The following is a 25,175-nucleotide window of genomic DNA, read 5'->3' on the forward strand; positions in this document are numbered from 1 at the left end:
AGATGCCCGATCCCGTCATTGTCTGGTTGCGCCGCGACCTGCGCCTGTCGGATCAGGCCGCACTTGCCGCTGCATGCAGCGAAGGTCCGGTGATCCCGATCTATATCCTCGACGACGAAGCGCCGAAACATCACGCGATGGGCGGCGCATCGCGGTGGTGGCTGCACCACAGCCTGACCAGCCTGGATGCCGACCTGCGCGAAAAGGGGTCGCGCCTGATCCTGCGCCGGGGCAAGTCGGAGGACGAACTGGCCCGCCTGGCAGAGGAAACCGGCGCGTCGGCGGTGCATTGCATCCGTCACTACGAACCGTGGTGGCGCAATGCCGAACGCGCGGTGGCAAAGCGGCTTGATCTGAACTGCCACCATGACAATTACCTTGCACCGCCGGGATCGGTAACGACCGGCAGCGGCAAGCCGTTCAAGATCTATACCCCCTTCTGGCGCGCGCTGAACCAGCATATGCCGCCACCCCAGCCCAATCCCCGCCCGCGCGACATTCCAGCACCCGGCAAATGGCCCGCGTCGGACAAGCTGTCGGATTGGGCATTGCTGCCCTCGCGTCCGAACTGGGCCAAGGGTTTCGAGGATTGGGAGCCGGGCGAAGCGGGCGCGAAAAAGCGGCTGGAGGCATTTCGCCGCCATGCCGACGCGTATGAGGCTGAGCGCAATCTTCCCTCGATCGAGGGGAGTTCCCGCCTGTCACCGCACCTGCATTTCGGAGAATTGTCGGCGGCGCAGGCGTGGTACCGCACCGCCGATGTCGGCGGATCGGTTGCGACGTTCCTGGGCGAGCTGGGCTGGCGCGACTATGCCCAGAACGTCATCCTGCAATATCCCGCCTATGCCACCGAAAACGCGCGCGACGCCTTTGACAAGCTGAATTGGCGCAGCGGCAAGACGGTCGAGGACGAACTGCGCGCATGGCAACAGGGGCGCACCGGCTATCCCATCGTCGATGCCGGGATGCGGCAATTGTGGGCGACCGGCTGGATGCACAACCGGGTGCGGATGATTACGGCCAGCTTCCTGATCAAGCATCTGCTGGTCGACTGGCGAGAGGGGGAGCGCTGGTTCTGGGACTGTCTGGTCGATGCCGATTACGCATCGAACGCGGTCAACTGGCAGTGGACCGCAGGGTCGGGGATCGATTCCAACATGTTCGTCCGCATCATGGCGCCGCTAACCCAGTCCGAGAAGTTCGAAGCTGGCGACTATATCCGCCAATGGGTGCCCGAACTGCGCGCCGTGGGGGATGGTGCGATCCACGACCCCGACGATGCCGGGTGCCGCCCGCGCGATTATCCCCGCAAGATCATCGGCCACCGGGAGGCGCGCGCCCGTGCGCTGGAGGCGGCCAAGGCGATGAAGTGATTGCCATTTCGGATCGCGATGCCAAAGGAGGCGCCGATGACGGATATGGCGCGCAATCGGGGACGACGCACGGGTGAGGTCAAGGCGGGGATGCTCGCCATGTTCGACCGCCTGTTCGTGCGGCTGCTGGACCGGATCGACCGGGGGCTGGCGACGGGATCGCTTGACGCAACGCTGCCCGGCGGCGCGCACCGGCGGCTGGGCGGGCGGGCGCCCGGTGCTGCGGCGGTGGTGGACCTGCGCTCATGGCGGGCGCTGTATCGTCTGGCCACCGGCGGATCGGCGGGTTGGTATGAGGCGTGGGCGGCGGGCGAATGGGCCAGCCCCGACCCCGTTGCTCTGTTCGAACTGTTCGTCGCCAACCGGGAGGGCCTGGGCGATACCGCGCGAGCGCGGCCATGGTCGCGGCTTGCCCGGCGACTGGCGCATCTGGCGCGGCGCAACGATCCCGCCGGGTCGCGCGCGAACATCGCCTATCACTATGACCTAGGCAACGACTTCTACGCCGCCTGGCTCGACCCGACGCTGACCTATTCCAGCGCGATTTTTACGGAGGCCGGCGAGCCGCTGGAGCGCGCGCAGCACCGCAAGCTGTCCGCCATTCTCGACCGCACCGCGACGCGCCCGGGTGAGCGCATATTGGAGATCGGCTGCGGCTGGGGCTCCTTCGCCCGTACCGCCAGTGAAGGCGGCCGAAAGGTCCATGGCCTGACGCTGTCGACCGAGCAGGCGGCGCATGTGAACGCGATGGCGCTGCCGGGCGTGAATGTGTCGCTGACCGATTATCGCGACGCGACCGGCACTTATGACGCGGTGGCCAGCATCGAAATGGTCGAGGCGGTTGGGCAGGGCTATTGGCCCGCCTATCTCGCCACCATCGCGCGGGTGCTAAGGCCTGGTGGGCGTGCGGCGATCCAGTATATCGCCATCGACGATGCGATTTTCGACGCCTATGCCCGCAATGTCGACTTCATCCAGCAATATGTCTTTCCCGGCGGCCTGTTGCTGTCCGAAAGTCGGTTCCGCGCGATTGCAGAGCGTCAGGGGCTGGAATGGCATGACCGGGTGGCCTTTGGCCTCGACTATGCCGAAACGCTGAACCGCTGGCGCCGCGCCTTTGATCGCGCCGATGCCGAGGGGCGGTTGCCCGCCGATCTCGACACCGCGTTTCGCGATCTTTGGCGTTATTATCTGATGTATTGCGAGGGCGGCTTTCGCGGCGGCGGCATCACCGTTGCACAAGTGACGCTGATGAAACCGGCCTAGGCCGCCGCCTTCACCCGTTGCCGATAAAAATGGAGCAGCGGCTCGGTATAGCCATTGGGCTGCCGCTCCCCCCCGAACACCAGCGCGCGGGCGGCCTGGAAGGCGATGCTTTCGTCCTCTCGCCCCGCCATGGGCCGATATAGCGGGTCGCCCGCATTCTGGGCATCGACCTGCGCGGCCATGCGCCGCAGCGCCGCCTCAAGCTCATCTGCGGTGGCAACGCCGTGGCGCAGCCAGTTGGCGAGAAGCTGGGACGAGATGCGAAGCGTCGCGCGATCCTCCATCAGGCCGACATCGTGAATGTCCGGCACCTTTGAACAGCCCACGCCCTGATCGATCCAGCGGACGACATAGCCAAGGATACCCTGCGCGTTATTGTCCAGTTCGCGCTGCACCTCGTCCCGCGACCAGTTGCGCCCGGTGGCAAAGGGAATGGTCAGCAGCGCGTCGAGCGACGGCACCACCTCTCCCACGCGTGCCGACTGCCGGGCAGCCACATCGACCTCGTGATAATGAAGCACGTGGAGCGTCGCGGCCGTGGGACTCGGCACCCATGCGGTCGATGCACCCGACATCGGATGCACGCGCTTTTCGCGCAGCATGTCGGCCATGCGGTCGGGCGCGGCCCACATGCCCTTGCCGATCTGCGCCCTGCCCGCCAGCCCGTGCGACAGGCCGATCAGGACGTTTCGGTCCTCATACGCCTTGATCCACTCCGCGCCCTTCATCTCGCCCTTGGGCACAACCGCCCCGCCCGCCATCGCGGTGTGGATCTCGTCGCCCGTGCGATCGAGAAAGCCGGTGTTGATGAACACCACCCGGTCACGCACCGCATGGATGCAGGCCGACAGATTGGCAGAGGTGCGGCGCTCCTCATCCATGATGCCAACCTTGATCGTGTGGCGATCCAGCGACAGCAGATCCTCCACCGCGTCGAACAGGCGATTGGTAAAGGCGACCTCATCGGGTCCATGCATCTTGGGCTTGACGATATAGATCGACCCTGCCCGGCTGTTGCGCCGCCGCCCCAACCCGCGCAGGTCGTAAAGCGCGATCAGGCTGGTGACGATGGCATCCAATATCCCCTCTGGCGCCTCACCGCCGTCGGACAGCCGCACTGCGGGCGTGGTCATCAGGTGCCCAACATTACGCACGAACAACAGGCTGCGGCCCGGCAGGGTGAAGGCGTGCTGATCCGCGATCCTGTACCTGCGGTCGGGCGCCAGCGTGCGCGTCTGCGTCCGTCCGCCCTTGTCAAAGCTGGCCTCCAGTTCGCCCGTCATCAGGCCCAGCCAGTTGCCATAGGCGGCGACCTTGTCCTCCGCATCGACAGCGGCCACCGAATCTTCAAGGTCGACAATGGTCGTCAGCGCGGATTCCAGGATCACGTCGGCAATGCCCGCGGGATCGTCGCGCCCGATGCGGTGGTCGCGGTCGAACACAACCTCGATATGCAGGCCATGGTGCCGGAACAGCAGATTGTCCCCCGCATGGCCGACGAATTGCGACGGATCGGCAAGGTTCAGCGCGCCGCCGCGATGCTCGGCCCAGCTTGCGCCCGCCAGCGGCACCGCGCTGTCCAGAAACGCCTTTGCCTGCGCCACCACCCGCGCACCGCGCGCCGCGTCATAGCCGCCCAGCGGTGGCAGGTCGCCCAGCGCATCGGTGCCGTATAGCGCGTCATACAGGCTGCCCCAGCGCGCATTGGCGGCGTTCAACAGGAACCGCGCGTTCAGGACCGGCACGACCAGCTGTGGCCCGGCCAGTGCGCCAACCTCCTCATCGACACCGGTCGTGCCGATTGTGAAAGGCGCTGGTTCGTCGACCAGATAGCCGATCTCACGCAGAAACGTCTGATATTCACGCTGATCCACCGGCTGTCCGACGCGCGCGGCGTGCCAATCGTCGATCGCGTGTTGAAGCCGGTCACGCGTGGCGAGCAACGCGCGGTTTTCAGGTGCGAAACGGTCGAAAATCGCCGCCGCCCCCCGCCAGAACGCGTCTGCTTCGATCCCCAGTCCCGGCAAGACGCGCTCTTCTACGAACGCGGCCAGCGATTGCGCCACCGACAGCGTGGCACGTGGGGTCATAGCGGTCATCGGCACACTCCTCGACAAGAAACGGGTCGGTTCATCGTGCCTGGGGAGGACGTGCGCGATAGTGCATGTCGCACCGCGCGGATCAAGCGAAAAGGATTACCCCGCCGGAACGCCTGGCCGTTCCTTGGACTGAGGCGCCATGGTGGCAACGGCCTGTTCCAGCCGAAGCAGCATATCGTTCAGTTGCTCCCGCTCCTGCTGGTCGAAACCGGCGAACAGCGCCCGCTCCATCTCAAGCGCCTTTGGGGCGACCACGTCGTACAGCGACCGGCCCGATTCGGTCAGGTTCAGAACCCGCGAACGCTGATCGCCGGGATTGGGCACGCGTTCGACCAGCCCGCGTTCGGCAAGCGCGATGGCAGCGCGGCTGACCGTCACCTTGTCCATCTGGGTTCGCGCACCCAGCGCCTGCTGGGTCAGCCCCTTGCCCTCTGCCAGCACGCAGACCAGCCGCCATTCGGGCACACGAAGCCCGAACATGGATTGATAGATGGTCGCGATCGCGGTCGACACCACATTGGACGCAATCGACAGCCGGTACGGCAAAAAAGCGTCGAGATTCAGCACCGTCAAAAGGCTCTCCCCCTCCCAGAAGTGAGTCGTTTCGCCTGCATAGCGTGGCGCGAAGCCCCGTGTCGAACAAGTTGACCTTTACCGTCCATCCCGTTTCGATGCGTTCCGGCTTGCCAATCGCGCACGACCGACCCTAACGCGATACGGTTATGCCAATGCCCCAACAACCCGACCTGTCCAGCCTGTCCCTTGCCGACATCGCCCGTCTTGCCGAACAGAACAAATTGCCGCCGGTCGACAAATGGAATCCCGACCATTGCGGCGACAGCGAGATGCGTATCGCGCGCGACGGAACCTGGTTTCATCAGGGCAGCCCGATCGGGCGTCAGGAAATGGTGCGGCTGTTCTCCACCATTCTGCGGCGGGAACCGGATGGCGGCTATGTGCTGGTCACGCCCGTCGAAAAGCTGGACATCGAGGTCGAGGACGCGCCCTTCACCGCGGTGGAGATGAAGGTCGAGGGGACGGGTGAAACCGCGCGGATCGCGTTTCGGCTGAACACCGGCGACCTGATCACCGCCGGGGCCACGCACCCGATCCGATTCGAATCCCATGCCGAAGGGCCGCGCCCCTATCTGCTGGTACGTGGCGGGCTTGAGGCACTGGTTGCCCGCCCGGTCTATTACGAGCTGGCCGACCTCGCCCTGTCGAACGGCAGCGTGCCCGCCGGTCTGTGGAGCGATGGCGCCTTTTTCCCGATCGACGCCGGCGACGACGCGGTCGCAGCGTGACGCTGGCCGAAAGGCTGGCAGCGGCGCTGGCCCGTGCGCCGGCCGAAGACGAGCCGCTGATCCCCGGTGACCCGGTTCTGGATCATGTCGGCGAACCGATGCCGGCCGCCGTGCTGGTTGCGATCACCGATCGCGCCGAACCCGGCGTGCTGCTGACCCGCCGCACCGACAGCCTTTCGCGCCATGCCGGACAGGTCGCCTTTCCGGGCGGCCGCATTGATCCGACCGACGCGGATGCCATCGCCGCCGCCTTGCGGGAGGCGGAAGAGGAAATCGCCCTTCCCCGCCACGCAGTCGAGGTGATCGGCGTTGCCGACCCCTATTGCACGGTCACCGGCTTTACCGTGACCCCGGTGCTGGCCGTCGTGCCGCCCGATTTGCCGCTAACGCCGGCCCCGCATGAGGTGGCCGCGATTTTCGAACCGCCGCTGTCCTTCCTCCTCGACCCCGCCAGCCGTGAATGGCGCGACATGCCATGGCGGGGCCAGACGCGGCGCGTAATGGAGCTGAACTGGCAGGGCCAGCGCATCTGGGGCGCGACGGCGGCAATGATCGTCAACCTGTCGCGCCGACTGGCCGGCCTCCAATGATCCTCAATGCCCCTTGGACCGATCGCGAGGGTTTCACCGCGCTGATCGCCGCGCTGGGTGGCGCGGAACAGGCGCGCGTCGTCGGCGGCGCCGTGCGCGACACCCTGTTGGAGATCGATGTCGCGGACATCGACGTCGCGACACGGCTGGCGCCCGAAACCGTCGTCACTCGACTGGAGGAAGCCGGGATCCGCGCCGTGCCGACCGGGCTGGCGCATGGCACCATCACCGCCGTCCTGCCATCCGGCCCGGTTGAGGTGACGACGCTGCGCCGCGACGTTTCGACCGATGGGCGGCACGCGACCGTCGCGTTTACCGACGACTGGCGTGAGGATGCCGCACGGCGCGATTTCACCATGAACGCGCTTTATGCCGATCCTGAAAGCGGCGTGGTGTTCGACTATTTCGGCGGGCTGGACGATCTGGCGGCGCGGCGCGTGCGCTTCATCGGTGACCCGCTGAAACGCATCGCCGAGGATCATCTTCGCATCCTGCGCTTTTTCCGTTTCCTTGCCCGTTTTGGGAACGAGCCCGACGCGCAGGGGCTGGCCGCCTGTGCCACCCGCGCGCGCGACCTGATGGCGCTGTCGCGCGAACGGATTGCCGATGAATTGCTGAAGCTGCTGGTCGCGCGCGACGCGGTTCGCGTCGTCGCGCTGATGGTGGAGCGCGACATTCTTTCGCCCGTGCTGCCCGAAATCGACGCCGAGGGGGTGATTCGCCTGTCACGCCTGGCCGACAATGAAGCTGCCGCAAGGGTCGTCCCGCAAGCGATTCGCCGCCTTGCCGCGCTATTGCCCGCCGACCCGGCGGTCGCCCGTGATATCGGCGCGCGACTAAGGCTGTCCAATATCCAGCGCAAGCGGCTGGAAAGCGCGGCGGTGAGCGACGACGGCACCGATCCGCGCGCCATGGCCTATCGCATCGGGGTGGATCCGGCGCTGGACCGGCTGCTGCTGGCTGGCCGAACGGTTGCGCCGCTGGATGGCTGGACGCCGCCGCGCCTGCCGCTGAGCGGCGGTGTGCTGGTCGCGCGCGGCTTGTCGAAGGGGCCTCTGGTCGCCGCGACGCTAAAGCGGATCGAGGACCGTTGGATCGGTGAGGGCTTTCCCGGCGACGACCGGCTGGCGGCCATCACTGATGATGCGGTGGCTCAGGCGTTGACCGACGACAGCAGCCGAAACGCCTGATCGGCGGGCAGCGGGCGGGCGTAATGATAGCCCTGCCCGTATCCGCAGCCCAGTGCCGCCAGCGTCTGTGCCAGTTCGGGCGTTTCGATTCCCTCTGCCGTGATCTTCATGCCCAGCGCCTGTGCCAGCCCCAGAATGGCGCGCACGATCGCCACCTTGTCCCGGTCGGCCAACATGCCCGTCACGAGGCTGCGGTCGATCTTCAGCACGTCGATCGGCAATCGCTGAAGATAGGCAAGGTTCGAATATCCCGTGCCGAAATCGTCCATGGCCAGCGTCGTGCCCAGTTCCTTGAGCGCGCGGATGGTGTTCGACACGCCGTCGGGATCAGCGACGATTGCGCTTTCGGTCAGTTCCAGCGTCAGCCGCCGGCCGTCCAGCCCATGGGTGGACAGCGCCTGTGCAACCATATTGGCCACCTGATCGCGCTGAAGCTGGATGGCGGACAGGTTGACCGCGACATTGACCCCGCAACAGCCGCCGGCCGCACGGTCCCATTCGGCCAGCGTCCGTGCTGCCTCGCTCATCGCCCAGCGCCCCAGCGGAACGATCAGCCCGGCTTCCTCCGCCACGGGGATGAAATCCGATGGCGGTACCGAAATGCCGCGCTCGTTGGTCCAACGCGACAGCGCCTCGAACGACGCGATACGGCCCGTCGCCAGATCGCAGATCGGCTGAAAATGCAGCTCCAGATCGCCCGCGTCGATGGCGCGGCGCAATTCGGTTTCGATGCTGAACTTCGCGCGGGCCAGATCAAAGGCCCGCGTCTGATAGATTTCCACGCGCCCGCTTTTCTTCGAACGCTTGACTGCGAACTGGGCGTGCCGGATCAGTTCTTCCGCCTCCCCGTCCTCGTCGGCGCCCAGCGCGATGCCGATCGAGCAATCGACGCGGATTTCAAAGTCCGAGAGGCGAAACGGCGTGGTCAATGCGTCTTCCAGCCGGCGGGCCAGTTGCAGGACTTCGGCCTGTCCGTCCTCGATCGCCATCAGGATCGCGAATTCGTCGCCGCCGACACGCGCAATCGTGTCGCGCGCGCGCAACGCCCCCTTCAGCCGCCGGGCGACCGAGATCAGAAGCTCGTCGCCGGCCAGACCGCCCATGCACGCATTGACGCGGCTGAACCGATCCAGATTGATCGCCAGCACGGCATAGCTGTCGCGCGCCCGATTGGCGATTGCCGCTTCCAGCTGATCGGCAAAGCCCGCGCGGTTGGGCAACCCGGTCAGGCTGTCGGTCATCATTTCGCGGCGCAGGCTGTGTTCGGTGCGGAACTGACCGGTCTGGTCGATCAGGGTGAGCAGGCACCGCTCGCCCGCCGGGGCGGTCGAGGGACGGGCCAGCCGTACGCTGAAATAACGATAATCGACGCTGTCGCCGAACTTCCACTCGAACTCGGTGAGTTTGTCGTCGCTCTCGATAAAGGACAGGATGCGCGCGCCCAGCAACCGGGTCAGCGGCGAGCGCGACGCCACCGTGTCCAGCCCGACGCGGCGAAAACCGGCATTAACCGCATCGAAGACCAGTTCGTCATCACGTCGGCTCAAGATCGCCGCCGGGATGGGAAGCATGTCGAGCAGCAACAGCACACCGGCTTCGCCGCCGGTTGCCATCGCGTCTTCACCCGACAGGTAGCGGCCGAGCGGATCGGGAGCGACGAGGGTTTCGACTGGCAGCATCCACAACGGTGTAGATGCCGATTGGTTAAAAGGGATTGAAAGACCGCCGGCGTCGTTAGTTAGTCGAAACGATTATCCCGCGGGAAGCCGGTGGGTGGTGTGCGCCCCGCCGCCCCGCGCGCGGCGCGCCATGGCGACATGTCGACTTCGGTACGGATGCGCCCCTGTTCCCCGCCCATCGTCCAGCTGAGCCCATCGGCAAAGCGGAACGTCCGCGCATCCGCCAGCCCGCCTTCGCGGAAACGCTGGAGTTGCACGCCCTGCCCCCGGCTTAATTCCGCCACCTCGCTGAGCGGAAAGACCACCAGTTTGCGATTGTCACCCGCGGCGGCGACATAATCGTCGCCGGGTTCGATCCGGCGCACGACCTTCAGCCGGGCGCCGGTCCGCGGCGTCACCACCTGCTTGCCCTTGCGCGTTTCGGCCAGCACATCGGCTTCGCGCACGATAAAGCCGCGCCCGTCGCTCGCCGCGACCAGCAGCCGCGCGTCAGCGCCGCCCGCGCGCGCCACGGTGACGATGCCCGCGCCACCGTCCAGGTCGATCATCAGGCTGATCGGCTCCCCAAAGCCGCGCCCCCCGGGCAGCTTGTCGGCGCCCATCGTATAAAAGCGGCCGCCTTCGACCGCGACGATCAGCTTGTCGGTGGTCTGCGCGTGGAATGCGAAGCGTGGGCCGTCGCCTTCGCGGAACTTCATCGCTTCAGTGGAGGCCAGATCGACATGGCCCTTCATCGCGCGGACCCAGCCACGCTGGGACACGATCACGGTCACCGGCTCACGCTCGATCATCGCTTCCAGCGGGATGTCGCGCGCGGGCGCGGCTTCCTCGACCGTGGTGCGCCGCGCGCCCAGCGCGGTTTCGGGACCGTAGCGGTCGCGTAGCTTCTTCAAGTCGCGTTTCAGCCGAGTGCGCTGCTTCCCCTCGCTGGCCAGCAGCGCCTGCAAGTCGCCCTGTTCCTTGTCCAGCGCGTCACGCTCACGCCGCAGCTCCATTTCCTCCAGCCGGCGCAGAGAGCGGAGCCGCATGTTCAGGATCGCCTCTGCCTGACGATCGGTCAGTTCGAATTCGGCGATCATCACCGGTTTCGGCTCATCCTCGGTCCGAATGATCTCGATCACGCGGTCGAGATTGAGGAACGCGACGATGTAGCCGTTCAGCAGCTCGATCCGGTCGGCGATCTTGTCCAGCCGGTGCCGCGAGCGGCGTTGCAGGACGATGAACTGGTGGTCCACCCACGCCGCCAGCGCTTCGCGCAGGCTCATCACGCGCGGGGTGCGCTGATGGTCGAGGACGTTCAGGTTCAACGGCACCCGGCTTTCCAGGTCGGTCAGCCGGAACAGCCCATCCATCAGCGTGACGGGATCGACGGTGCGCGCGCGCGGTTCCAGGACGATGCGGATTTCAGCATCCGATTCGTCGCGGACATCGGCCAGGATCGGAAATTTCTTGTAGTTGATCAGCGCGGCAATCGCCTCGATCAACTTGCCCTTCTGCACGCCATAGGGGATTTCGGTGACGACCGCCTGCCAGCTGCCGCCCTTCTCCTTCTCGATCGTGTAGCGGGCGCGGACGCGAAAGCCGCCGCGCCCGGTGGCATAGGATTCGGCAATCGCCGCCGGGCTGTCGACGACAATGCCGCCAGTGGGAAAGTCCGGCCCCTTCACATGGCCCAGCACCGCCGCATCGTCGGCCTGTGGCTGGTCGATCAGCATGATGGCCGCGTCGATCAGCTCGGCGGCGTTATGCGGCGGGATGCTGGTCGCCATGCCGACCGCGATGCCGGCGGCGCCATTGGCCAGCAGATTGGGGAACATGCCGGGGAACAGTTCCGGCTCCTGCTCCTCCCCATTATAGGTCGGACGGTAATCGACCGCGTCCTCGTCCAGACCGGACATCAGGTCGATGGCGACCTGTGTCAGTCGCGCTTCGGTATAGCGGTACGCCGCCGCGTTATCGCCGTCGATATTGCCGAAATTGCCCTGCCCGTCGACCAGCGGGTATCGAAGCGCAAAGGTCTGCGCCAACCGGACCATCGCGTCATAGACCGACTGGTCGCCATGCGGGTGATATTTACCGATCACGTCGCCCACGACGCGCGCGCATTTCTTGTACCCGCTGGCCGGGTCCAGTTTCAGCAGGCGCATCGCCCAAAGCAGGCGGCGATGCACCGGCTTCAACCCGTCGCGCACGTCGGGCAGCGACCGCGCGGTGATTGTCGACATCGCATAGACAAGGTAGCGCTCGCTCAACGCACTGTCGAAGGGCGCGTCGAGGATGCCGATGGGGGGATTGTCGAGGGGATCGTTCAGGTCGCTTGCCATCGCGACGCTGGCTAGCAGAGCGCGCGCGCCGATGCCAGCGAGCCGCCGGGGGTGACGGCGCGATCGTGGCGCGCTACCCAATCGTCATGGAGAGACTGACAGCCCAGGAGCGCGCAGCGGTCGAGCATGTCGCCGGGGCACCGATGCTGGAACAGGTTCAGGCGTGGTGCGCGATCAATTCGGGCACGCGCAACCTGGCCGGCGTCGCCACCATGGGCGCGGTGCTGGCCGACGCCTTTTCCACGTTGCCCGGCGAAATCGCGATGGTCGAGCCGTCCCCGGTCGAGGCGGTGGAGGCTGATGGCCGCGTCGTCACCATCGACCATGGCCGTCACCTGCACCTGACCGTTCGGCCCGATGCGCCGGTGCAGATGCTGTTCACCGGGCATATGGACACGGTGTACGGTGTCGATCATCCGTTCCAGTCGCTGACGATCCGGCCCGACGGCGCGATCAATGCGCCGGGTTCGGCGGACATGAAGGGCGGGCTGGCGCTGATGCTGGCAGCCCTTCGCGCGGTGGAGGCCAGCGCGCTGGCGCCGCGCATCGGCTATGAAGTCGTCATCAACTCGGATGAGGAAACCGGCTCCTTCGCATCCGCCGCGCTGCTGGCGCGGGCGGCGCGGGGCAAGGTGGCAGCGCTGACCTATGAACCCGCGCTGGCCGACGGCACGCTGGCGGGTGCGCGGGGCGGCACGGGCAATTTCGCGCTGGTGGTGGCCGGGCGCAGCGCCCATGCCGGACGCAACCCGCATGAGGGGCGTAACGCCGTCGTCGCGGCCGCCGACCTGGCGCTTCGCCTTTCACGCGCAGGACGAGAGGGGTTGAGCGTCAACCCGGCCCGGATCGAGGGCGGCGGGCCGAACAATGTCGTCCCCGAGCATGCCGTGCTGCGCGTCAACTTCCGCCCCCGCGACGCCGAAGCGATCACGGAGGCTCAGGCTGCGCTGGATGCCGCTGTCCGCGACGTCGCCGCCGCGCACGATGTCCGCATCGAGGCGCATGGCAGCTTCAACCGCCCGCCAAAGCCCATCGACGCGGGCGCCGAGCGCCTGTTTGGCCTCGTGCGCGAAGTGGGCGCCGATCTGGGCCTGCCCATCGCATGGCAGTTTTCGGGCGGGGTGTGCGACGGCAACAACATCGCCGCCTGCGGCGTACCCGTGGTCGACACCATGGGCGCGCGCGGCGGCGCCATTCATTCAAGCGATGAATTCCTGATCCCCGAAAGCCTGCCCGAACGTGCCGCCCTGTCGGCGCTGACCATCCTGCGTATTGCCGAGCGAGGCCACCCATGACCTTTCGCATCCGCGCCGCGCGCGCCGACGATCTTCAGCCGCTGTATGAAATGGCCAAACTGACCGGCGGCGGCTTTACCAACCTGCCCCCCGACAAGCCCGCGCTTCGCGCCAAGCTGGAACGCAGCGAGCAAGCGTTCGCGCGTACCGAGGACGAGGTGCGTGACGACCTGTTCGTGCTGGTGCTGGAAAATGCCGAGACGGGCGACGTGCGTGGCACGTGCCAGATCTTCACCCAGGTCGGACAGCGCTGGCCCTTTTACAGCTATCGCATCGGCACCATTACCAAGCGCAGCGAGGAACTGGGCCGCACCTTTCGTTCCGAAATCCTGAACCTGGTCAACGATCTTGAAGGGTCGAGCGAGGTCGGTGGCCTGTTCCTGCATCCCGGTGAGCGCGCCGGGGGGCTGGGCATGTTGCTGGCGCGCAGCCGATATCTGTTCATCGCCATGCACCGCGCGCGCTTTGCCGACCGCATCCTGGCCGAGTTGCGCGGGGTCATCGATGAAAAGGGCGGATCGCCATTCTGGGACGGCGTGGCGGGCCGCTTCTTCGGCATGAATTTTCAGGACGCCGATCAATTCAATGCCACGCACGGCAATCAGTTCATTGCCGACCTGATGCCCAAGCACGCCATCTATATCGCGATGCTGACCGATGCGGCGCGCGCCGCCATCGGCCTGCCCCATCCCAGCGGGCGTGCGGCGATGCGGATGCTGGAGGGTGAGGGTTTCCGCCACGACGGCTATGTCGACATTTTCGATGGCGGACCGACCATGACCGCGCGCACCGATGCGGTGAAAAGCATTCGCGACGCCCGCACGGCGACGGTTGCCGGACTGGGTGATGGCGGGGAAGCGGCGTTGGTGGCGCGCGGGCGGCTGGCCGATTTCCGCTGCGCCTTCGGTCATGTCGCGGCGGGCGATAACGGCATCACCATCGACCCCGAATGTGCCGCTCTGCTGGGCGCCGAGCCGGGCGACACGGTGCATCATGTGGAGCGTTGAGCATGTCGCTGGTTGAGATCAATTTCGATGGCCTGATCGGTCCCAGCCATAATTATGCGGGGCTAAGCCCCGGCAATCTGGCCGCCACGCGTAATGCGGGCGCGGTGTCCGAACCGCGCGCGGCGGCGCTTCAGGGCATCGACAAGATGCGCCCGAACCTCAAGCTGGGGCTGACGCAGGGCATTTTCGTGCCGCTCGCCCGCCCCGATCATCGTTGGCTGAGCACTTTGTCAACCGACTATGCCGCCGCGCCGCTGCACCTGAAGGCGCAGGCGCTGTCGGCATCGGGCATGTGGGCGGCCAATGCCGCCACCGTCTCACCCGCGCCCGATACCGACGATGGCCGCTGTCACCTGTCGGTCGCCAACCTTGTCACCATGCCGCATCGCAGCCATGAATGGCCGGGCACGCTGGCGCAGCTTCGCATAGCCTTTGCCGACCCGGCGGCCTTTGCCGTGCATGGCCCCATCCCCGCGCCGTTCGGGGACGAGGGCGCGGCCAATCATATGCGCCTGTGCCCCGCCCATGACGCACCCGGCGTCGAGGTGTTCGTCTATGGCGTGTCCGGCGGCCCCTTCCCCGCGCGCCAGCATCGTGACGCAAGCGCGGCCATTGCTCGCGCGCATGGGCTGAACCCGGATCGCACCCTGTTCGTCCAGCAATCCGAGGCAGCGATCGCGGCGGGCGCGTTCCACAATGACGTAGTGGCGGTCGCAAATGAGCGCGTGCTGTTCGCCCATGAACACGCCTTTGCCGACCGCGACGCGTTTTTCGCAGACTTGACCCGGCTGATGCCCGAAGTCGAAATTGTCGAGGTGCCGGCTGCTCGCGTCAGCCTGTCCGACGCCATCGCTTCCTATCTGTTCAACGCCCAGCTGGTAACGCCGCCTGACGGCCAGCCGACGCTGATCGTCCCGACGGAGGCGCGGGATAATGCGGCGGTCTGGGGCTGGCTTCAGGATCATCTGGCCGGAAATGGGGCGATCCGGCGGGTGGAGGTGGTCGATGTGCGCCAGTCCATGGCCAATGGCGGTGGGCCCGCCTGTCTGCGCCTGCGCGTCGTCGCTGATCCCGCGACCATCGATCCGCGCTTTCTGGTCGATACGGCGAAGCTGAACCGTATCGCCGCCGTGGTCGAGGCACACTGGCCAGAGGCCATTCCCCACGACGGCATCGCCGATCCGGGACTGATTGCCCGGATTGAGGCAGCGCGGTCAGCGCTGCTCGAATGCCTCGACCTTGTCGGGTTAATTGACACTTAACCATGTCCCAGACCGCGGAAACCGCGCTTTTCCGGGCATGGCCCCGTTCTTGCTTAAACGCTTGACATGTTTCAGAGCATCAAACGCCTGTTCGTCATCAAGACCAAGTTCGAAGCGTTCGTGGTCATCTATGGCCTGGGCGTGGGGGCAGTTGAGCGCGGCATCCAGTATATGCACGACTATCCTGGGTTTGGCGGCAAGCTGCTATTTGCCGTCTGCCCCATCGCGGTGTTTATGGCCGGGGCCCGCATTCTGGACTCGGTCGAGCGCGGCTATGCCGATTAGGTTTCAGGCAAAGGCATAGGGTCCGCCCGCCGCCAATGCCGCCTGATAGGCGGGGCGCGCGTGAACCTTTTCCAGCCACGCGATCGTGGCCGGACGCCCTTCGTCCAGACCGCCCCGGCTGCGCGCGGCTTCCAGCGGGAAACTCATCATCACATCGGCAGCGGTAAAGCTTTCGCCCGCAAACCAGGGCCGACTGGCGAGTTCAGCCTCGATATAGTCCAGATGCACGTCGATCATCGGCTGAATGCGTTTCATCGCCACCTTGCCGAGCACCGGCACCCGGCTGAGCACCAGCTTGACCAGCAGCGGCGGCATCACCGACCCTTCGGCATAGTGAAGGAAGAAACGATACCGCAGCACATCTTCACGCCGCGCCGGGGTGCCCAGGCGGCCGTCGCATTTCTCGACCAGATATTCGACGACAGCGCCCGTTTCCGCAATTACCGTCCGGTCACCGCCGGCCGCGGCCAGATCCTCGATCACCGGCGACTTGCCCAGCGGATGGATGCTCTTCAGTTCGGGCGGCGCCAGCATGGTTGCCTTATCCCGCTGATAACGCCGCACTTCATAGGGGAGCGACAATTCCTCCAGCAGCCACAACACGCGTTGCGACCGCGAATTTTCCAGATGATGCACAATGATCGTCATGTGATCCCCCTTCCCCTCACGCCGGATTGCGCGCAACCCACAGCCACGCCGCGGCTGGAAATGAAACGATGTCGTCGCGCCATTGCTCCGCGCACAGTGCCGCCAGTCGCTCGGTCAGTTCGGCGCGCCGTTCGGGTGGCTCTGCCGCAAGCACTGGTGCTGCCGGGCCGATACGCCTGAACAGCGCGACCGCGTCCTCCACCGCGCGCGGCCCCTCCCCTGCACGGTAACGATAATCGACCGCCCGCGACTCGATCGCCTGCCAGCCCGCCGCCGTCAGCAGCCCGCGAACCTCATCTTCGACGGCAAACGCAAAGGGACCGGGGCCGCCCGCCAACCCGGCGGGCGGAGACGATCCCGCGCCGCCCAGTGACGCGACCGGCATCGTCGCCCAGCCATTGGCCGCGCGCTCGCGAAAACAGGTAAAGACAATCGCCCCGCCCGGCGCCAATCGCTGGCGCAGCCGGGCCAGCACCGCCACCGGATCGGCAAAGAACATGACGCCGTGGCGCGACACGATGCGGTCGAATGCGCCCGACTGCGCCGACGCGGCATCCTCGATCCTAAAATCGGGGCGTTTGCCCTCTGGCATCATTGCCGCGCGCGCTTGGGCAGCCTCGATCAACTCGACCGACAGATCGACGCCGGTCACGGTGCAATCCGGTCGCGCCGCCTTGATCGCCAGCGACGTGGCGCCCGCGCCGCAACCGACATCCAGCACCCCGGCCTCCGGCGCCAGCCCGTCAAGTGCGGCTTCCAAAAGAACCGGGTCCAGTTCTGCAAAGCTGCGGTCGGTGCGCGGCCATTCTGCCGCCCATGCGGCGCCCGTCCGCGATTGCCAGTCAGCCGCGCTGGTCATGGGCGGGCGGGCGGCGGTGAAAGCATGTCCATCGGGCCACAGTCTAAGGCCCGATCACCTGTCGCACAATCGCGCTACCTTGCTCTTTTGCCGCCATGGCGTTATGCGCGCGACCATCCGACGAGTGGGTGCTCGGCGGTGGAGCGGCGCGGGCGTGATGCCTGGCGCCCCTTTCGCGTTTCCAAGGCGATTGAGAGCCCCTCCCCACAGTGCGCCCATTTGGCGGATGCCGCGCCGACATGGGGTCGTCGCGGCATTCTGGCCCAAAGACCGCCGGACACAACCGGCTGGCCGGAAAACGTTAAAGACCGAGGAAAACGCTCTTTTATGGCTACCAACCCAACCCGCGACGATTTCGCCGCGATGCTCGACGACATGTTCGGCGGCGCCGACAGCTTTGAAGGCCGCGTCGTTCATGGCACCGTCACCGCCATCGAAAACGACCTGGCCGTCATCGACGTCGGCCTGAAGTCCGAAGGCCGCGTGCCGCTGCGCGAATTCGCCGCCCCCGGCCAGAAGGCCGAGCTGAAGGTCGGTGACGAGGTCGAGGTTTATGTCGACCGCGTCGAAAACGCCAACGGCGAAGCGATGCTGTCGCGCGACCGCGCACGCCGTGAAGCCGCCTGGGACAAGCTGGAACTCGAATTCTCGCAGGGCAACCGCGTCGAAGGCGTGATCTTCGGCCGCGTGAAGGGTGGCTTCACCGTCGACCTGTCGGGCGCCGTGGCGTTCCTGCCGGGTTCGCAGGTCGATATCCGCCCCGTCCGCGACGTCACCCCGCTGATGGACCTGCCGCAGCCGTTCCAGATCCTGAAGATGGACCGCAAGCGCGGCAACATCGTCGTGTCGCGCCGCGCCGTTCTGGAAGAAACGCGCGCAGAACAGCGTTCGGGCCTGATCCAGTCGCTGGCCGAAGGTCAGATCATCGACGGCGTCGTCAAGAACATCACCGATTACGGTGCGTTCGTGGACCTGGGCGGCATCGACGGCCTGCTGCACGTCACCGACCTCAGCTACAAGCGCGTCGGCCATCCGTCGGAAATGCTGAACATTGGCGACACGGTGAAGGTGCAGATCATCCGCATCAACCGCGACACCCAGCGCATCTCGCTTGGCATGAAGCAGCTTGAAAGCGATCCGTGGGATGGCGCAGGCGCCAAGTATCCGGTCGGCGCCAAGCTGTCGGGCCGCGTGACCAACATCACCGAATATGGTGCGTTCGTCGAACTGGAGCCGGGCATCGAAGGCCTGGTCCACGTGTCGGAAATGAGCTGGACCAAGAAGAACGTCCATCCGGGCAAGATCGTCAGCACTTCGCAGGAAGTGGAAGTCGTCGTGCTCGAGGTCGACGAGGACAAGCGCCGCATCTCGCTGGGTCTGAAGCAGGCGCAGCAGAATCCGTGGGAGCGTTTCGCCGAGCAGCACCCGGTCGGCAGCGAAGTCGAGGGCGAAGTCAAGAACGCCACCGAATTCGGCCTGTTCATCGGCCTGGACGGCGACGTCGACGGCATGGTCCACATGTCGGACATCGCTTGGGGCATCTCGGGCGAGGACGCGCTGGCGCTTCACCGCAAGGGCGAGATGGTCAAGGCCATCGTTCTGGCGGTCGAAGCCGACAAGGAGCGCATCTCGCTCGGCATGAAGCAGCTTGAGCGTGGCGCGCCTGTCGCAGGTGCCGCTGCAACCGGCGGTCGCGTCAACAAGAACGAGATCGTCACCGTCACTGTCCTCGAAGTCCGCGACGCCGGGCTGGAAGTGCAGACCGGCGACGACGGCGCAACCGGCTTCATCAAGCGCACCGATCTTGGCCGCGACCGCGACGAACAGCGTCCGGAGCGTTTCCAGGTCGGCCAGAAGTTCGACGCGATGGTCACCGGCTTCGACCGTTCGAAGAAGCCGACCTTCTCGATCAAGGCGATGCAGATCGCCGAAGAGAAGCAGGCCGTGGCGCAGTATGGCTCGTCCGACTCGGGCGCGTCGCTGGGCGACATCCTGGGCGAAGCGCTGAAGGCACGCGGCGAAAACCGCTAAGGCTTAGCCAAACGCTATGAAAGGGGGTGGACGAGTGATCGTCCGCCCCTTTTTTCACCCGAAATGGTTACCGATCGGGACAGGCCCAGCACTTATACTGCATTGATGCAGTTTAGACTTCTCGGCTAAACCATCGGGCTACAGGAGCCATTTTTATATCGGCCAATGGAGTGTCGATATTTCCGGGGGTCGATTTCAAATGATACGTTCGGAGCTTGTCCAACTTCTGGTGCGCGACAATCCCGACCTTTCGGTTCGCGATGTGGAGCGCATTGTGAACGTCTTTTTCGACGAGATCGTAGCCCGGCTGTCGCAGGATGGCCGCGTCGAGCTCCGCGGCTTTGGCGCCTTTTCCACCCGCGCCCGCGATGCGCGTACAGGTCGCAACCCGCGCACCGGCGAAATGGTCTCCGTCGCGGCAAAGCGCGTGCCCTATTTCAAGCCGGGCAAGGAAATGCGCGTTCGCCTGAACGTCAGCGAATAAGCCGAAACGCTTGGCGTGGCCGAATGCCGCGCCTATAGGACGCGGGCGACAAGCGGGCGTGGCGGAACTGGTAGACGCAACGGACTTGACGTGGAAATTGAGTGCGCCCGGCGGAAACGCGGGACGTAGAACTGCTCAAATTCGGGGAACCCTGTAAAATGGCGATCCCGAGCCAAGCCCGTCGAGCCAAGGCGAAAGGCGGGAAGGTGTAGAGACTAGACGGGCAGCACCTGCACCCCGGACCGGGGCATGGTGAAGGGATAGTCCAGACCCCAAACGCGCCGCCACTCGGCCGCGCGGCGGCGAAAGCCGTGGCGGGTAAGAAAATCCGTAGGGCCGAACGGCTCGTGGGGGTTCGATTCCCCCCGCCCGCACCATCTTATATACTGGAAATCGCCGGCGCCCCATCCTGGCGCCGGACGCGATCAGTCGACGAAGCTGTCCGCCACTGTCAGTGACGTTTCGTCCCAATGGGGCACGGCCTGCGGTGTCAGGGGGACCATGAAACGGCGGCCATCGGGCCGCTCGATCTCGACCAGGTCGCTCGCCCCATAATTCTCGACGGCGACGCTGCGACCAAGCGCTGTCCCGCTTTCGCTGACCGCCGACAGGCCGATCAGGTCAACATGATAATATTCGCCCTCGCCAAGCGGCGGCAAACTGGATCGCGGCACGGTCAGCGCCGTCCCGCGTAGCGCCTCTGCAGCGTTGCGGTCGGCGACGCCGGTGAACCGGGCAATCCCCTCCCGCAACGAATCGAGCTTGAGCGCGCCGTTATTGAACTCGCGGTGGGCGGACAGGTCGTCGGCAAAGATCTTGAGCCGCACTTCACCGCGCACGCCGTGCGCGCCCGTCACCACCGCGAGCGTTACCGGACGGTCAGCCCCCGTCTGCCGGCTTGTCGATGTCACGGTGTCCGGGTGAATCGACGCCGCCACCGGGGGTGTCGTCGGCACCTTCGGCGGGTTCTTGGCTCGATGTCCCCGTTGGGTTCGTGGCGGTTTTGCCGGGTTCGTCACGCTCGCCCGTTTCGTAATCCTGCGGCGGGTTGTTCGCCATCATGCGCTCCTCTTCCAATGTCGAAGGGTGAACGCATGACGGCGAACAAGTGCCTCACGCTTCTGCGGTTTCTTCGGTCGCTTCTTCGGCCGGCGCGTTCGCTGCGGCTTCGGCTTCCTGCTGCGCCTTCAGCTTCTCGGCCTTTTCCTCGGCGCGTTCCTTGGCCTTTTCGCCCGGCTCGGCCTTGTTCGGGTTGTTGCGCGCAGCGCGCTCACGCAGGCCGGCGGCGTCAAGGAAGCGGGCGACGCGGTCGGTCGGCTGTGCGCCAACGCTCAGCCAATGCTTGGCACGGTCGGTGTCCAGCTTGACGCGCTCATCCGAATCCTTGGCGAGAAGCGGGTTATAGGTGCCGATCTTCTCGATGAACTTGCCGTCACGCGGGCTGCGGGCGTCCGCCACGACAATCCGGTAATAGGGCCGCTTCTTCGAGCCGCCGCGCGACAGACGCATGCTGATTGCCATTTGTTCGTACTTTCCTTCGCTTTGAGTTCGGTTATTTCTTGTTCTTCAACAGGTTTTCGAAACCAGGCGGCAGCTTGGGCGCGTCGCCCCCGCTGCCCAGGCCGGGAAGCCCCCCGCCCGCCTTCGACATGAAATCGCCCATCGCCGGGCCGCCCAGAGCATTGCCGATGCCGCCCATGCCGCCACCGGGGCCACCCTTGCCCAGCATCGCCGCCAACCCCTTGATGCCGCCCATCTTCTTGATGCGCTTCATCGCGGTCGACATTTCCTGATGCATCTTCAGCAGCTTGTTCACGTCCTGAACGGTCGTGCCCGAGCCCTTGGCGACGCGGATCTTGCGCTTGGCGTTGAGCAGTTCCGGCCGGGCGCGCTCCTTGACCGTCATCGATCCGATCATCGCGTCCATGCGCAGCAGGATGCGGTCGTCGACATTCGACGCCGCCATTGCCGCCTGCGCCTTCTTCATGCCGGGGATCATCCCCGCCAGCGCGCCGATGCCACCCATGCGGCGCATCTGCGACAACTGGTTGCGAAGGTCGTTCATGTCGAACTGACCCTTGGCCATGCGCGCGGCCATCTTCTCGGCATCATCGGCCTGGATCGCCTCGGCAGCCTTTTCCACCAGCGAGACGACATCGCCCATGCCCAGGATGCGGCCGGCAACGCGCTTGGGGTGGAACGGCTCGATCGCGTCGAGCTTTTCACCGACACCCGCGAACTTGATCGGCTTGCCGGTGACTGCGCGCATCGACAGCGCAGCACCCCCGCGCGCGTCGCCGTCCATGCGGGTCAGCACCACGCCAGTCAGCGGCACCTGCTGCGAGAAGTTGGTCGCCACATTGACCGCGTCCTGTCCGGTCAGCGAATCGACAACCAGCAGGATTTCATCCGGCTTCGAAATGTCGGCCACCGCCTTCATCTCGTCCATCAACGCCTGATCGACGTGGAGGCGGCCCGCCGTGTCGAGCATCACTACGTCAAAGCCCTGAAGCTTTGCCGATTGCAGCGCGCGCCGCGCGATATCGACCGGCTGCTGACCCTGCACGATCGGCAGCGTCGCAACCTCAATCTGGGTGCCCAGCACCGCCAGCTGTTCCTGCGCGGCCGGACGATTGACGTCCAGTGACGCCATCAGCACCTTCTTGCCGCGCTTCTTGATCAGTCGCGAAAGCTTGGCCGTGGTCGTCGTCTTGCCCGACCCCTGTAGGCCGACCATCATCACCACGCCGGGCGGCGTCACGTCGATGTTCAAATCGGTCGTCTCGGCGCCGAGCATCTCGACCAGCGCGTCATTGACGATCTTGACGACCTGCTGCCCCGGCGTGACCGATCGCAGCACCTGATGACCGATTGCCTGTTCGGTAACCTTGTCGACGAATTCGCGTGCGACGGGCAGCGCCACGTCGGCTTCAAGCAGTGCGATACGCACTTCGCGCATCGCGGTTCGCACATCGGATTCGTTCAGCGCGCCACGGCCACGCAGACGGTCGAAAACGCCGCCAAGCCGGTCACTGAGAGAGTCGAACATGCCAAAAGCTCCACTTGCGCGCACCGCCAATGGCCCTAACGCAAAACGCGCCGGCGGACGAAACCTCGTCGGCCGGCGTACCCCTTGGGGCGCGAATGCGATCGGTTCCTGGCGGAACGTCGAACGGGGCCATAGCGCCCTTTCGCCCCTGACGCAATGTGCTGCGGTCATTAACCGGTTCTACATATACGGCGTGGCACACCCACCGCGATGGGCACAGAGCGCCAATTTTCCGCGGACAGGTTCCGCAACGAGGACGAAGGTTCTTCGGGTCGGGCGCGGGCACGTAAGCTGACCGGCGCGATCAGTATCGCCGCGATTCTGATGTTCACTGGCATCGCCTCAACCGTGCTTAGCCAGACGGTCGGTCATTATCTGGGCACAGGGGAGCGCACGGACGGCGTTCTGGTGATCGCACTATTGCTGAATATCGCACTGATCATGATCGGTTGGCGCCGCCACAGCGACCTGGCAGGCGAAGTGCGCGAACGCACCGAGGCGGAAGCACGGGCGCGGGCGCTGGCCGCGCGCGATCCGCTGACCGGCTTTCACAATCGCCGCTCTCTTGCCGATGAGGGCGCGGCGATGATCGCGGAGGCCGTTCGCCGGAACAAGGCGGTCGCGCTGATGATGCTCGACCTGGACCACTTTAAAAGCGTCAACGACATGTACGGCCATGCCACGGGCGACGCGCTGCTATGCGCCGTGGCGGCCGAAATGATGCAGATTGCGCCCACGGGTGCGCTGCACGCCCGGCTGGGCGGCGACGAATTCGCGATTGCGCTGATCTTCGATCCCCGCACACCCGACATGATCGAACATTATGCCGAACGCTTGGTTCATCGGCTGGCCCAGCCGTTCGAGGCGGAAGGGCAGCGGCTGCATATCAGCTGTTCGCTGGGCATCGCCCGATCCGATTTCGGCTCCGCAACGGTCGAGGCGCTGATGCGGGCGGGTGATATCGCCATGTATGCGGCCAAGAAGTCCGGCCGCAACCGACTGGCATGGTTCGATCAGTCGATGGAACTGGAGCTACGCGTCCGCAACGAGCTTGAGGAAGGGCTGCGCTTCGCCATCCCGGCGGGCCAGATCGTTCCCTATTTCGAACAGCAGGTCGAACTGGCGACCGGCGCGCTGACCGGGTTCGAGGTGCTGGCGCGCTGGGAACATCCGACGCGTGGCGTGATCGGCCCCGATCAGTTCATCCCGATTGCCGAGGAAACCGGCATGATCGCCGACCTTTCGCTGTCGATCATGCAACAAGCCTTTGTCTGCGCGCGCGACTGGGATCCGGCACTGATGCTGTCGGTCAACATCTCCCCCTGGCAGTTGCGCGACCCCTGGTTGGCGCAAAAGATTATCAAGGCGCTGACCGAAACCGGCTTCCCGGCCAGCCGGCTTGAGATTGAAATCACCGAAAGCGCGCTGTTCGACAATCTGGCGCTGGCGCAGTCCATTGTCGGCAGCCTGAAAAATCAGGGCGTTCGGCTGGCGCTGGACGATTTCGGCACCGGTTATTCCAGCCTGGCGCATCTGCGCGCCCTGCCCTTCGACCGGATCAAGATCGACAAATCCTTCGTCACCTCGATCAACGAAGCCGCCGATTCGGTCGCCATCGTCACCGCGATCGTGCGGTTGGGCGAGAGCCTGAACCTGCCGGTCACGGCCGAGGGGGTCGAGGATGCGGCAATTGCCGAGCGGCTGGCGGCGATGGGATGCGCCAAAGGCCAGGGCTGGCATTTCGGCAAGCCGCGCTCCATCGTTGGCGTTCGCAAGTTCCTGCGCGAACGCGGTCTGATCGCTGGCATTCCGCCAGAAAACGTCGCCCTGATTACCAGCCGGCGTCGGGCTGGCTGAGATACGCCTGCTCTTCGGCCGTCGAGTCGCGGCCCAAAGCGGCATTGCGGCTGGGGAAGCGGCCGAATCGTTCGATGACATCGGCATGATCGCGCGCGAACGCGGCTGATTCGGCATCGCCTGACGCTTCGAACAGGCGCACGCTGTCGGCCTGTGCGGCCGGGTCTTCGGCATGCATCAAGGGCATATACAGAAACCGCCGCCGCTCCGGCGGGAGCGCGGCGTCAAACCCGCGCGCGATCCCGTCCCGCGCGAGCGCAAGCGCCAGCGGATCGGCCGCATAGGCCGCCGCCGATCCGCGATGGATGTTGCGACCGAACTGGTCGATCAGGATGATCGCCGCCAGCAGGCTGTCCGCATCGTCGCGCCACCCTGCCCCACCATGGGTCACCACCTGTTCGCGCAACGTGCCAAAACGATCGGCAATGGCGCGGTCCAGCGCCGCATCCTTTCTGAAATGCTGATCGGGCGAACATTCCTCGAACCAAAAGTGCAGAACCGGCGCAGCGTCGCGATGCATTGCTTCTGTTTCCCTTCTTTTGCCGTCGCGCATGGACTTCATCGCCCGACGGG

The 25,175-nt window shown here is 65.6% G+C and carries 23 protein-coding genes; 12 read left to right on the forward strand and 11 right to left on the reverse strand.

From position 1 onward, the window contains the following. Positions 1-2 precede the first annotated feature (2 nt). Together ACAX61_RS01565 and ACAX61_RS01570 are read left to right on the forward strand one after the other, a co-directional pair. The gene (locus ACAX61_RS01565; RefSeq protein WP_370713075.1) at positions 3-1,373 is read left to right on the forward strand and encodes a cryptochrome/photolyase family protein; all 1,371 of its coding nucleotides are present in this window, start codon (positions 3-5) and stop codon (positions 1,371-1,373) included. Positions 1,374-1,418: 45 nt separating this feature from the next. After that, a complete protein-coding gene (locus ACAX61_RS01570) occupies positions 1,419-2,639 on the forward strand; it encodes a class I SAM-dependent methyltransferase (protein WP_370714870.1) in 1,221 nt (406 codons plus the stop codon). Here the strand turns inward: ACAX61_RS01570 and ACAX61_RS01575 are convergent. Both ACAX61_RS01575 and ACAX61_RS01580 read right to left on the reverse strand, forming a co-directional pair. Continuing rightward, on the reverse strand, positions 2,636-4,729 hold the full coding sequence (locus ACAX61_RS01575) for a malate synthase G (RefSeq protein WP_370714871.1): 2,094 nt from the start codon (positions 4,727-4,729) through the stop codon (positions 2,636-2,638). The two genes, ACAX61_RS01570 and ACAX61_RS01575, sit on opposite strands and share 4 nt — an antisense overlap. Positions 4,730-4,834: 105 nt before the next feature. Beyond that, positions 4,835-5,311, reverse strand: coding sequence for a MarR family winged helix-turn-helix transcriptional regulator (locus tag ACAX61_RS01580; RefSeq protein ID WP_370713076.1), 477 nt, complete (start codon positions 5,309-5,311; stop codon positions 4,835-4,837). 149 nt (positions 5,312-5,460) lie between these two features. On the opposite strand from ACAX61_RS01580, the gene ACAX61_RS01585 reads away from it, so the two are divergent. From ACAX61_RS01585 to ACAX61_RS01595, 3 genes are read left to right on the forward strand one after another with little or no spacing between them, the layout of a single operon-like run. After that, the gene (locus ACAX61_RS01585; RefSeq protein WP_370713077.1) at positions 5,461-6,042 is read left to right on the forward strand and encodes a DUF1285 domain-containing protein; all 582 of its coding nucleotides are present in this window, start codon (positions 5,461-5,463) and stop codon (positions 6,040-6,042) included. Beyond that, positions 6,039-6,632: a CoA pyrophosphatase gene (locus tag ACAX61_RS01590; protein WP_370713078.1), complete on the forward strand. Its 594-nt coding sequence runs from the start codon at positions 6,039-6,041 to the stop codon at positions 6,630-6,632. Before ACAX61_RS01585 ends, ACAX61_RS01590 begins: the two co-directional genes overlap by 4 nt. Continuing rightward, the gene (locus ACAX61_RS01595; RefSeq protein ID WP_370713079.1) at positions 6,629-7,822 is read left to right on the forward strand and encodes a CCA tRNA nucleotidyltransferase; all 1,194 of its coding nucleotides are present in this window, start codon (positions 6,629-6,631) and stop codon (positions 7,820-7,822) included. Before ACAX61_RS01590 ends, ACAX61_RS01595 begins: the two co-directional genes overlap by 4 nt. Here ACAX61_RS01595 and ACAX61_RS01600 read toward each other — a convergent pair. After that, the gene (locus tag ACAX61_RS01600) at positions 7,786-9,435 is read right to left on the reverse strand and encodes a putative bifunctional diguanylate cyclase/phosphodiesterase (protein ID WP_370714872.1); all 1,650 of its coding nucleotides are present in this window, start codon (positions 9,433-9,435) and stop codon (positions 7,786-7,788) included. The two genes, ACAX61_RS01595 and ACAX61_RS01600, sit on opposite strands and share 37 nt — an antisense overlap. Before the next feature lie 125 nt (positions 9,436-9,560). Next, positions 9,561-11,825 carry a DNA topoisomerase IV subunit A gene (gene parC / locus ACAX61_RS01605; protein ID WP_370713080.1) on the reverse strand — a complete coding sequence of 755 codons (2,265 nt, stop codon included), beginning with the start codon at positions 11,823-11,825 and terminating at the stop codon, positions 9,561-9,563. Between the two features lie 86 nt (positions 11,826-11,911). On the opposite strand from parC, the gene ACAX61_RS01610 reads away from it, so the two are divergent. The 4 genes from ACAX61_RS01610 (at position 11,912) to ACAX61_RS01625 (ending at position 15,674) form a co-directional block, all read left to right on the forward strand. Then, positions 11,912-13,120, forward strand: coding sequence for a hydrolase (locus tag ACAX61_RS01610; protein WP_370714873.1), 1,209 nt, complete (start codon positions 11,912-11,914; stop codon positions 13,118-13,120). Next, entirely contained in the window at positions 13,117-14,127 is a 1,011-nt protein-coding gene (gene astA, locus ACAX61_RS01615; RefSeq protein WP_370713081.1) for an arginine N-succinyltransferase, read from the forward strand. The genes ACAX61_RS01610 and astA overlap by 4 nt, the downstream gene beginning before the upstream one ends. 2 nt (positions 14,128-14,129) lie before the next feature. After that, entirely contained in the window at positions 14,130-15,389 is a 1,260-nt protein-coding gene (locus tag ACAX61_RS01620) for an N-succinylarginine dihydrolase (protein ID WP_370713082.1), read from the forward strand. Positions 15,390-15,455: 66 nt separating this feature from the next. Continuing rightward, the gene (locus ACAX61_RS01625) at positions 15,456-15,674 is read left to right on the forward strand and encodes a hypothetical protein (protein ID WP_370713083.1); all 219 of its coding nucleotides are present in this window, start codon (positions 15,456-15,458) and stop codon (positions 15,672-15,674) included. 3 nt (positions 15,675-15,677) lie between these two features. On the opposite strand, the gene ACAX61_RS01630 is transcribed toward ACAX61_RS01625, so the two are convergent. Both ACAX61_RS01630 and ACAX61_RS01635 read right to left on the reverse strand, forming a co-directional pair. After that, positions 15,678-16,322 (reverse strand): glutathione S-transferase family protein, encoded by a 645-nt coding sequence (locus tag ACAX61_RS01630; protein WP_370713084.1) that lies wholly within the window; start codon positions 16,320-16,322, stop codon positions 15,678-15,680. 16 nt (positions 16,323-16,338) lie between these two features. Then, positions 16,339-17,181, reverse strand: a complete 843-nt coding sequence (locus ACAX61_RS01635; RefSeq protein WP_370713085.1) for an SAM-dependent methyltransferase — start codon at positions 17,179-17,181, stop codon at positions 16,339-16,341. A 327-nt stretch (positions 17,182-17,508) separates the two neighbouring features. Here ACAX61_RS01635 and rpsA point away from each other — a divergent pair, with 327 nt between their 5' ends. Next, entirely contained in the window at positions 17,509-19,212 is a 1,704-nt protein-coding gene (gene rpsA, locus ACAX61_RS01640) for a 30S ribosomal protein S1 (protein WP_370713086.1), read from the forward strand. 199 nt (positions 19,213-19,411) lie between these two features. Further along, on the forward strand, positions 19,412-19,696 hold the full coding sequence (locus ACAX61_RS01645) for an integration host factor subunit beta (protein WP_370713087.1): 285 nt from the start codon (positions 19,412-19,414) through the stop codon (positions 19,694-19,696). Positions 19,697-20,121: 425 nt separating this feature from the next. Here ACAX61_RS01645 and rimM read toward each other — a convergent pair whose 3' ends face one another. From rimM to ffh, 4 genes are read right to left on the reverse strand one after another with little or no spacing between them, the layout of a single operon-like run. Beyond that, positions 20,122-20,607: a ribosome maturation factor RimM gene (gene rimM / locus ACAX61_RS01650; RefSeq protein WP_370713088.1), complete on the reverse strand. Its 486-nt coding sequence runs from the start codon at positions 20,605-20,607 to the stop codon at positions 20,122-20,124. Then, entirely contained in the window at positions 20,576-20,758 is a 183-nt protein-coding gene (locus tag ACAX61_RS01655) for a hypothetical protein (RefSeq protein WP_370713089.1), read from the reverse strand. Before ACAX61_RS01655 ends, rimM begins: the two co-directional genes overlap by 32 nt. Before the next feature lie 51 nt (positions 20,759-20,809). Beyond that, positions 20,810-21,217 carry a 30S ribosomal protein S16 gene (gene rpsP, locus ACAX61_RS01660; protein ID WP_370713090.1) on the reverse strand — a complete coding sequence of 136 codons (408 nt, stop codon included), beginning with the start codon at positions 21,215-21,217 and terminating at the stop codon, positions 20,810-20,812. A 31-nt stretch (positions 21,218-21,248) separates the two neighbouring features. Then, positions 21,249-22,745 carry a signal recognition particle protein gene (ffh, locus tag ACAX61_RS01665; RefSeq protein ID WP_370713091.1) on the reverse strand — a complete coding sequence of 499 codons (1,497 nt, stop codon included), beginning with the start codon at positions 22,743-22,745 and terminating at the stop codon, positions 21,249-21,251. A 324-nt stretch (positions 22,746-23,069) separates the two neighbouring features. Between ffh and ACAX61_RS01670 the strand changes: the two genes are divergently transcribed. Then, positions 23,070-24,602 (forward strand): putative bifunctional diguanylate cyclase/phosphodiesterase, encoded by a 1,533-nt coding sequence (locus ACAX61_RS01670; RefSeq protein WP_370713092.1) that lies wholly within the window; start codon positions 23,070-23,072, stop codon positions 24,600-24,602. Here the strand turns inward: ACAX61_RS01670 and ACAX61_RS01675 are convergent. Further along, a complete protein-coding gene (locus ACAX61_RS01675) occupies positions 24,577-25,122 on the reverse strand; it encodes a DUF924 family protein (protein WP_370713093.1) in 546 nt (181 codons plus the stop codon). The two genes, ACAX61_RS01670 and ACAX61_RS01675, sit on opposite strands and share 26 nt — an antisense overlap. Positions 25,123-25,175 lie beyond the last annotated feature (53 nt).

Origin of the sequence: Sphingomonas sp. IW22 (assembly GCF_041321155.1) — a bacterium.
Taxonomy (GTDB): Bacteria; Pseudomonadota; Alphaproteobacteria; order Sphingomonadales; family Sphingomonadaceae; genus Sphingomonas.

Bases quoted from the DNA above. Each gene is read 5' to 3' on its own strand.
- ACAX61_RS01565 (WP_370713075.1), top strand. From the start codon at position 3: ATGCCCGATCCCGTCATTGTCTGGTTGCGCCGCGACCTGCGCCTGTCG.
- ACAX61_RS01570 (WP_370714870.1), top strand. From the start codon at position 1,419: ATGGCGCGCAATCGGGGACGACGCACGGGTGAGGTCAAGGCGGGGATG.
- ACAX61_RS01575 (WP_370714871.1), bottom strand. From the start codon at position 4,729: ATGACCCCACGTGCCACGCTGTCGGTGGCGCAATCGCTGGCCGCGTTC.
- ACAX61_RS01585 (WP_370713077.1), top strand. From the start codon at position 5,461: ATGCCAATGCCCCAACAACCCGACCTGTCCAGCCTGTCCCTTGCCGAC.
- ACAX61_RS01595 (WP_370713079.1), top strand. From the start codon at position 6,629: ATGATCCTCAATGCCCCTTGGACCGATCGCGAGGGTTTCACCGCGCTG.
- ACAX61_RS01600 (WP_370714872.1), bottom strand. From the start codon at position 9,435: ATGGCAACCGGCGGCGAAGCCGGTGTGCTGTTGCTGCTCGACATGCTT.
- parC (WP_370713080.1), bottom strand. From the start codon at position 11,825: ATGGCAAGCGACCTGAACGATCCCCTCGACAATCCCCCCATCGGCATC.
- ACAX61_RS01610 (WP_370714873.1), top strand. From the start codon at position 11,912: ATGGAGAGACTGACAGCCCAGGAGCGCGCAGCGGTCGAGCATGTCGCC.
- astA (WP_370713081.1), top strand. From the start codon at position 13,117: ATGACCTTTCGCATCCGCGCCGCGCGCGCCGACGATCTTCAGCCGCTG.
- ACAX61_RS01620 (WP_370713082.1), top strand. From the start codon at position 14,130: ATGTCGCTGGTTGAGATCAATTTCGATGGCCTGATCGGTCCCAGCCAT.
- ACAX61_RS01625 (WP_370713083.1), top strand. From the start codon at position 15,456: ATGTTTCAGAGCATCAAACGCCTGTTCGTCATCAAGACCAAGTTCGAA.
- ACAX61_RS01630 (WP_370713084.1), bottom strand. From the start codon at position 16,322: ATGACGATCATTGTGCATCATCTGGAAAATTCGCGGTCGCAACGCGTG.
- ACAX61_RS01635 (WP_370713085.1), bottom strand. From the start codon at position 17,181: ATGACCAGCGCGGCTGACTGGCAATCGCGGACGGGCGCCGCATGGGCG.
- rpsA (WP_370713086.1), top strand. From the start codon at position 17,509: ATGGCTACCAACCCAACCCGCGACGATTTCGCCGCGATGCTCGACGAC.
- ACAX61_RS01645 (WP_370713087.1), top strand. From the start codon at position 19,412: ATGATACGTTCGGAGCTTGTCCAACTTCTGGTGCGCGACAATCCCGAC.
- ACAX61_RS01655 (WP_370713089.1), bottom strand. From the start codon at position 20,758: ATGATGGCGAACAACCCGCCGCAGGATTACGAAACGGGCGAGCGTGAC.
- rpsP (WP_370713090.1), bottom strand. From the start codon at position 21,217: ATGGCAATCAGCATGCGTCTGTCGCGCGGCGGCTCGAAGAAGCGGCCC.
- ffh (WP_370713091.1), bottom strand. From the start codon at position 22,745: ATGTTCGACTCTCTCAGTGACCGGCTTGGCGGCGTTTTCGACCGTCTG.
- ACAX61_RS01670 (WP_370713092.1), top strand. From the start codon at position 23,070: ATGTTCACTGGCATCGCCTCAACCGTGCTTAGCCAGACGGTCGGTCAT.
- ACAX61_RS01675 (WP_370713093.1), bottom strand. From the start codon at position 25,122: ATGCATCGCGACGCTGCGCCGGTTCTGCACTTTTGGTTCGAGGAATGT.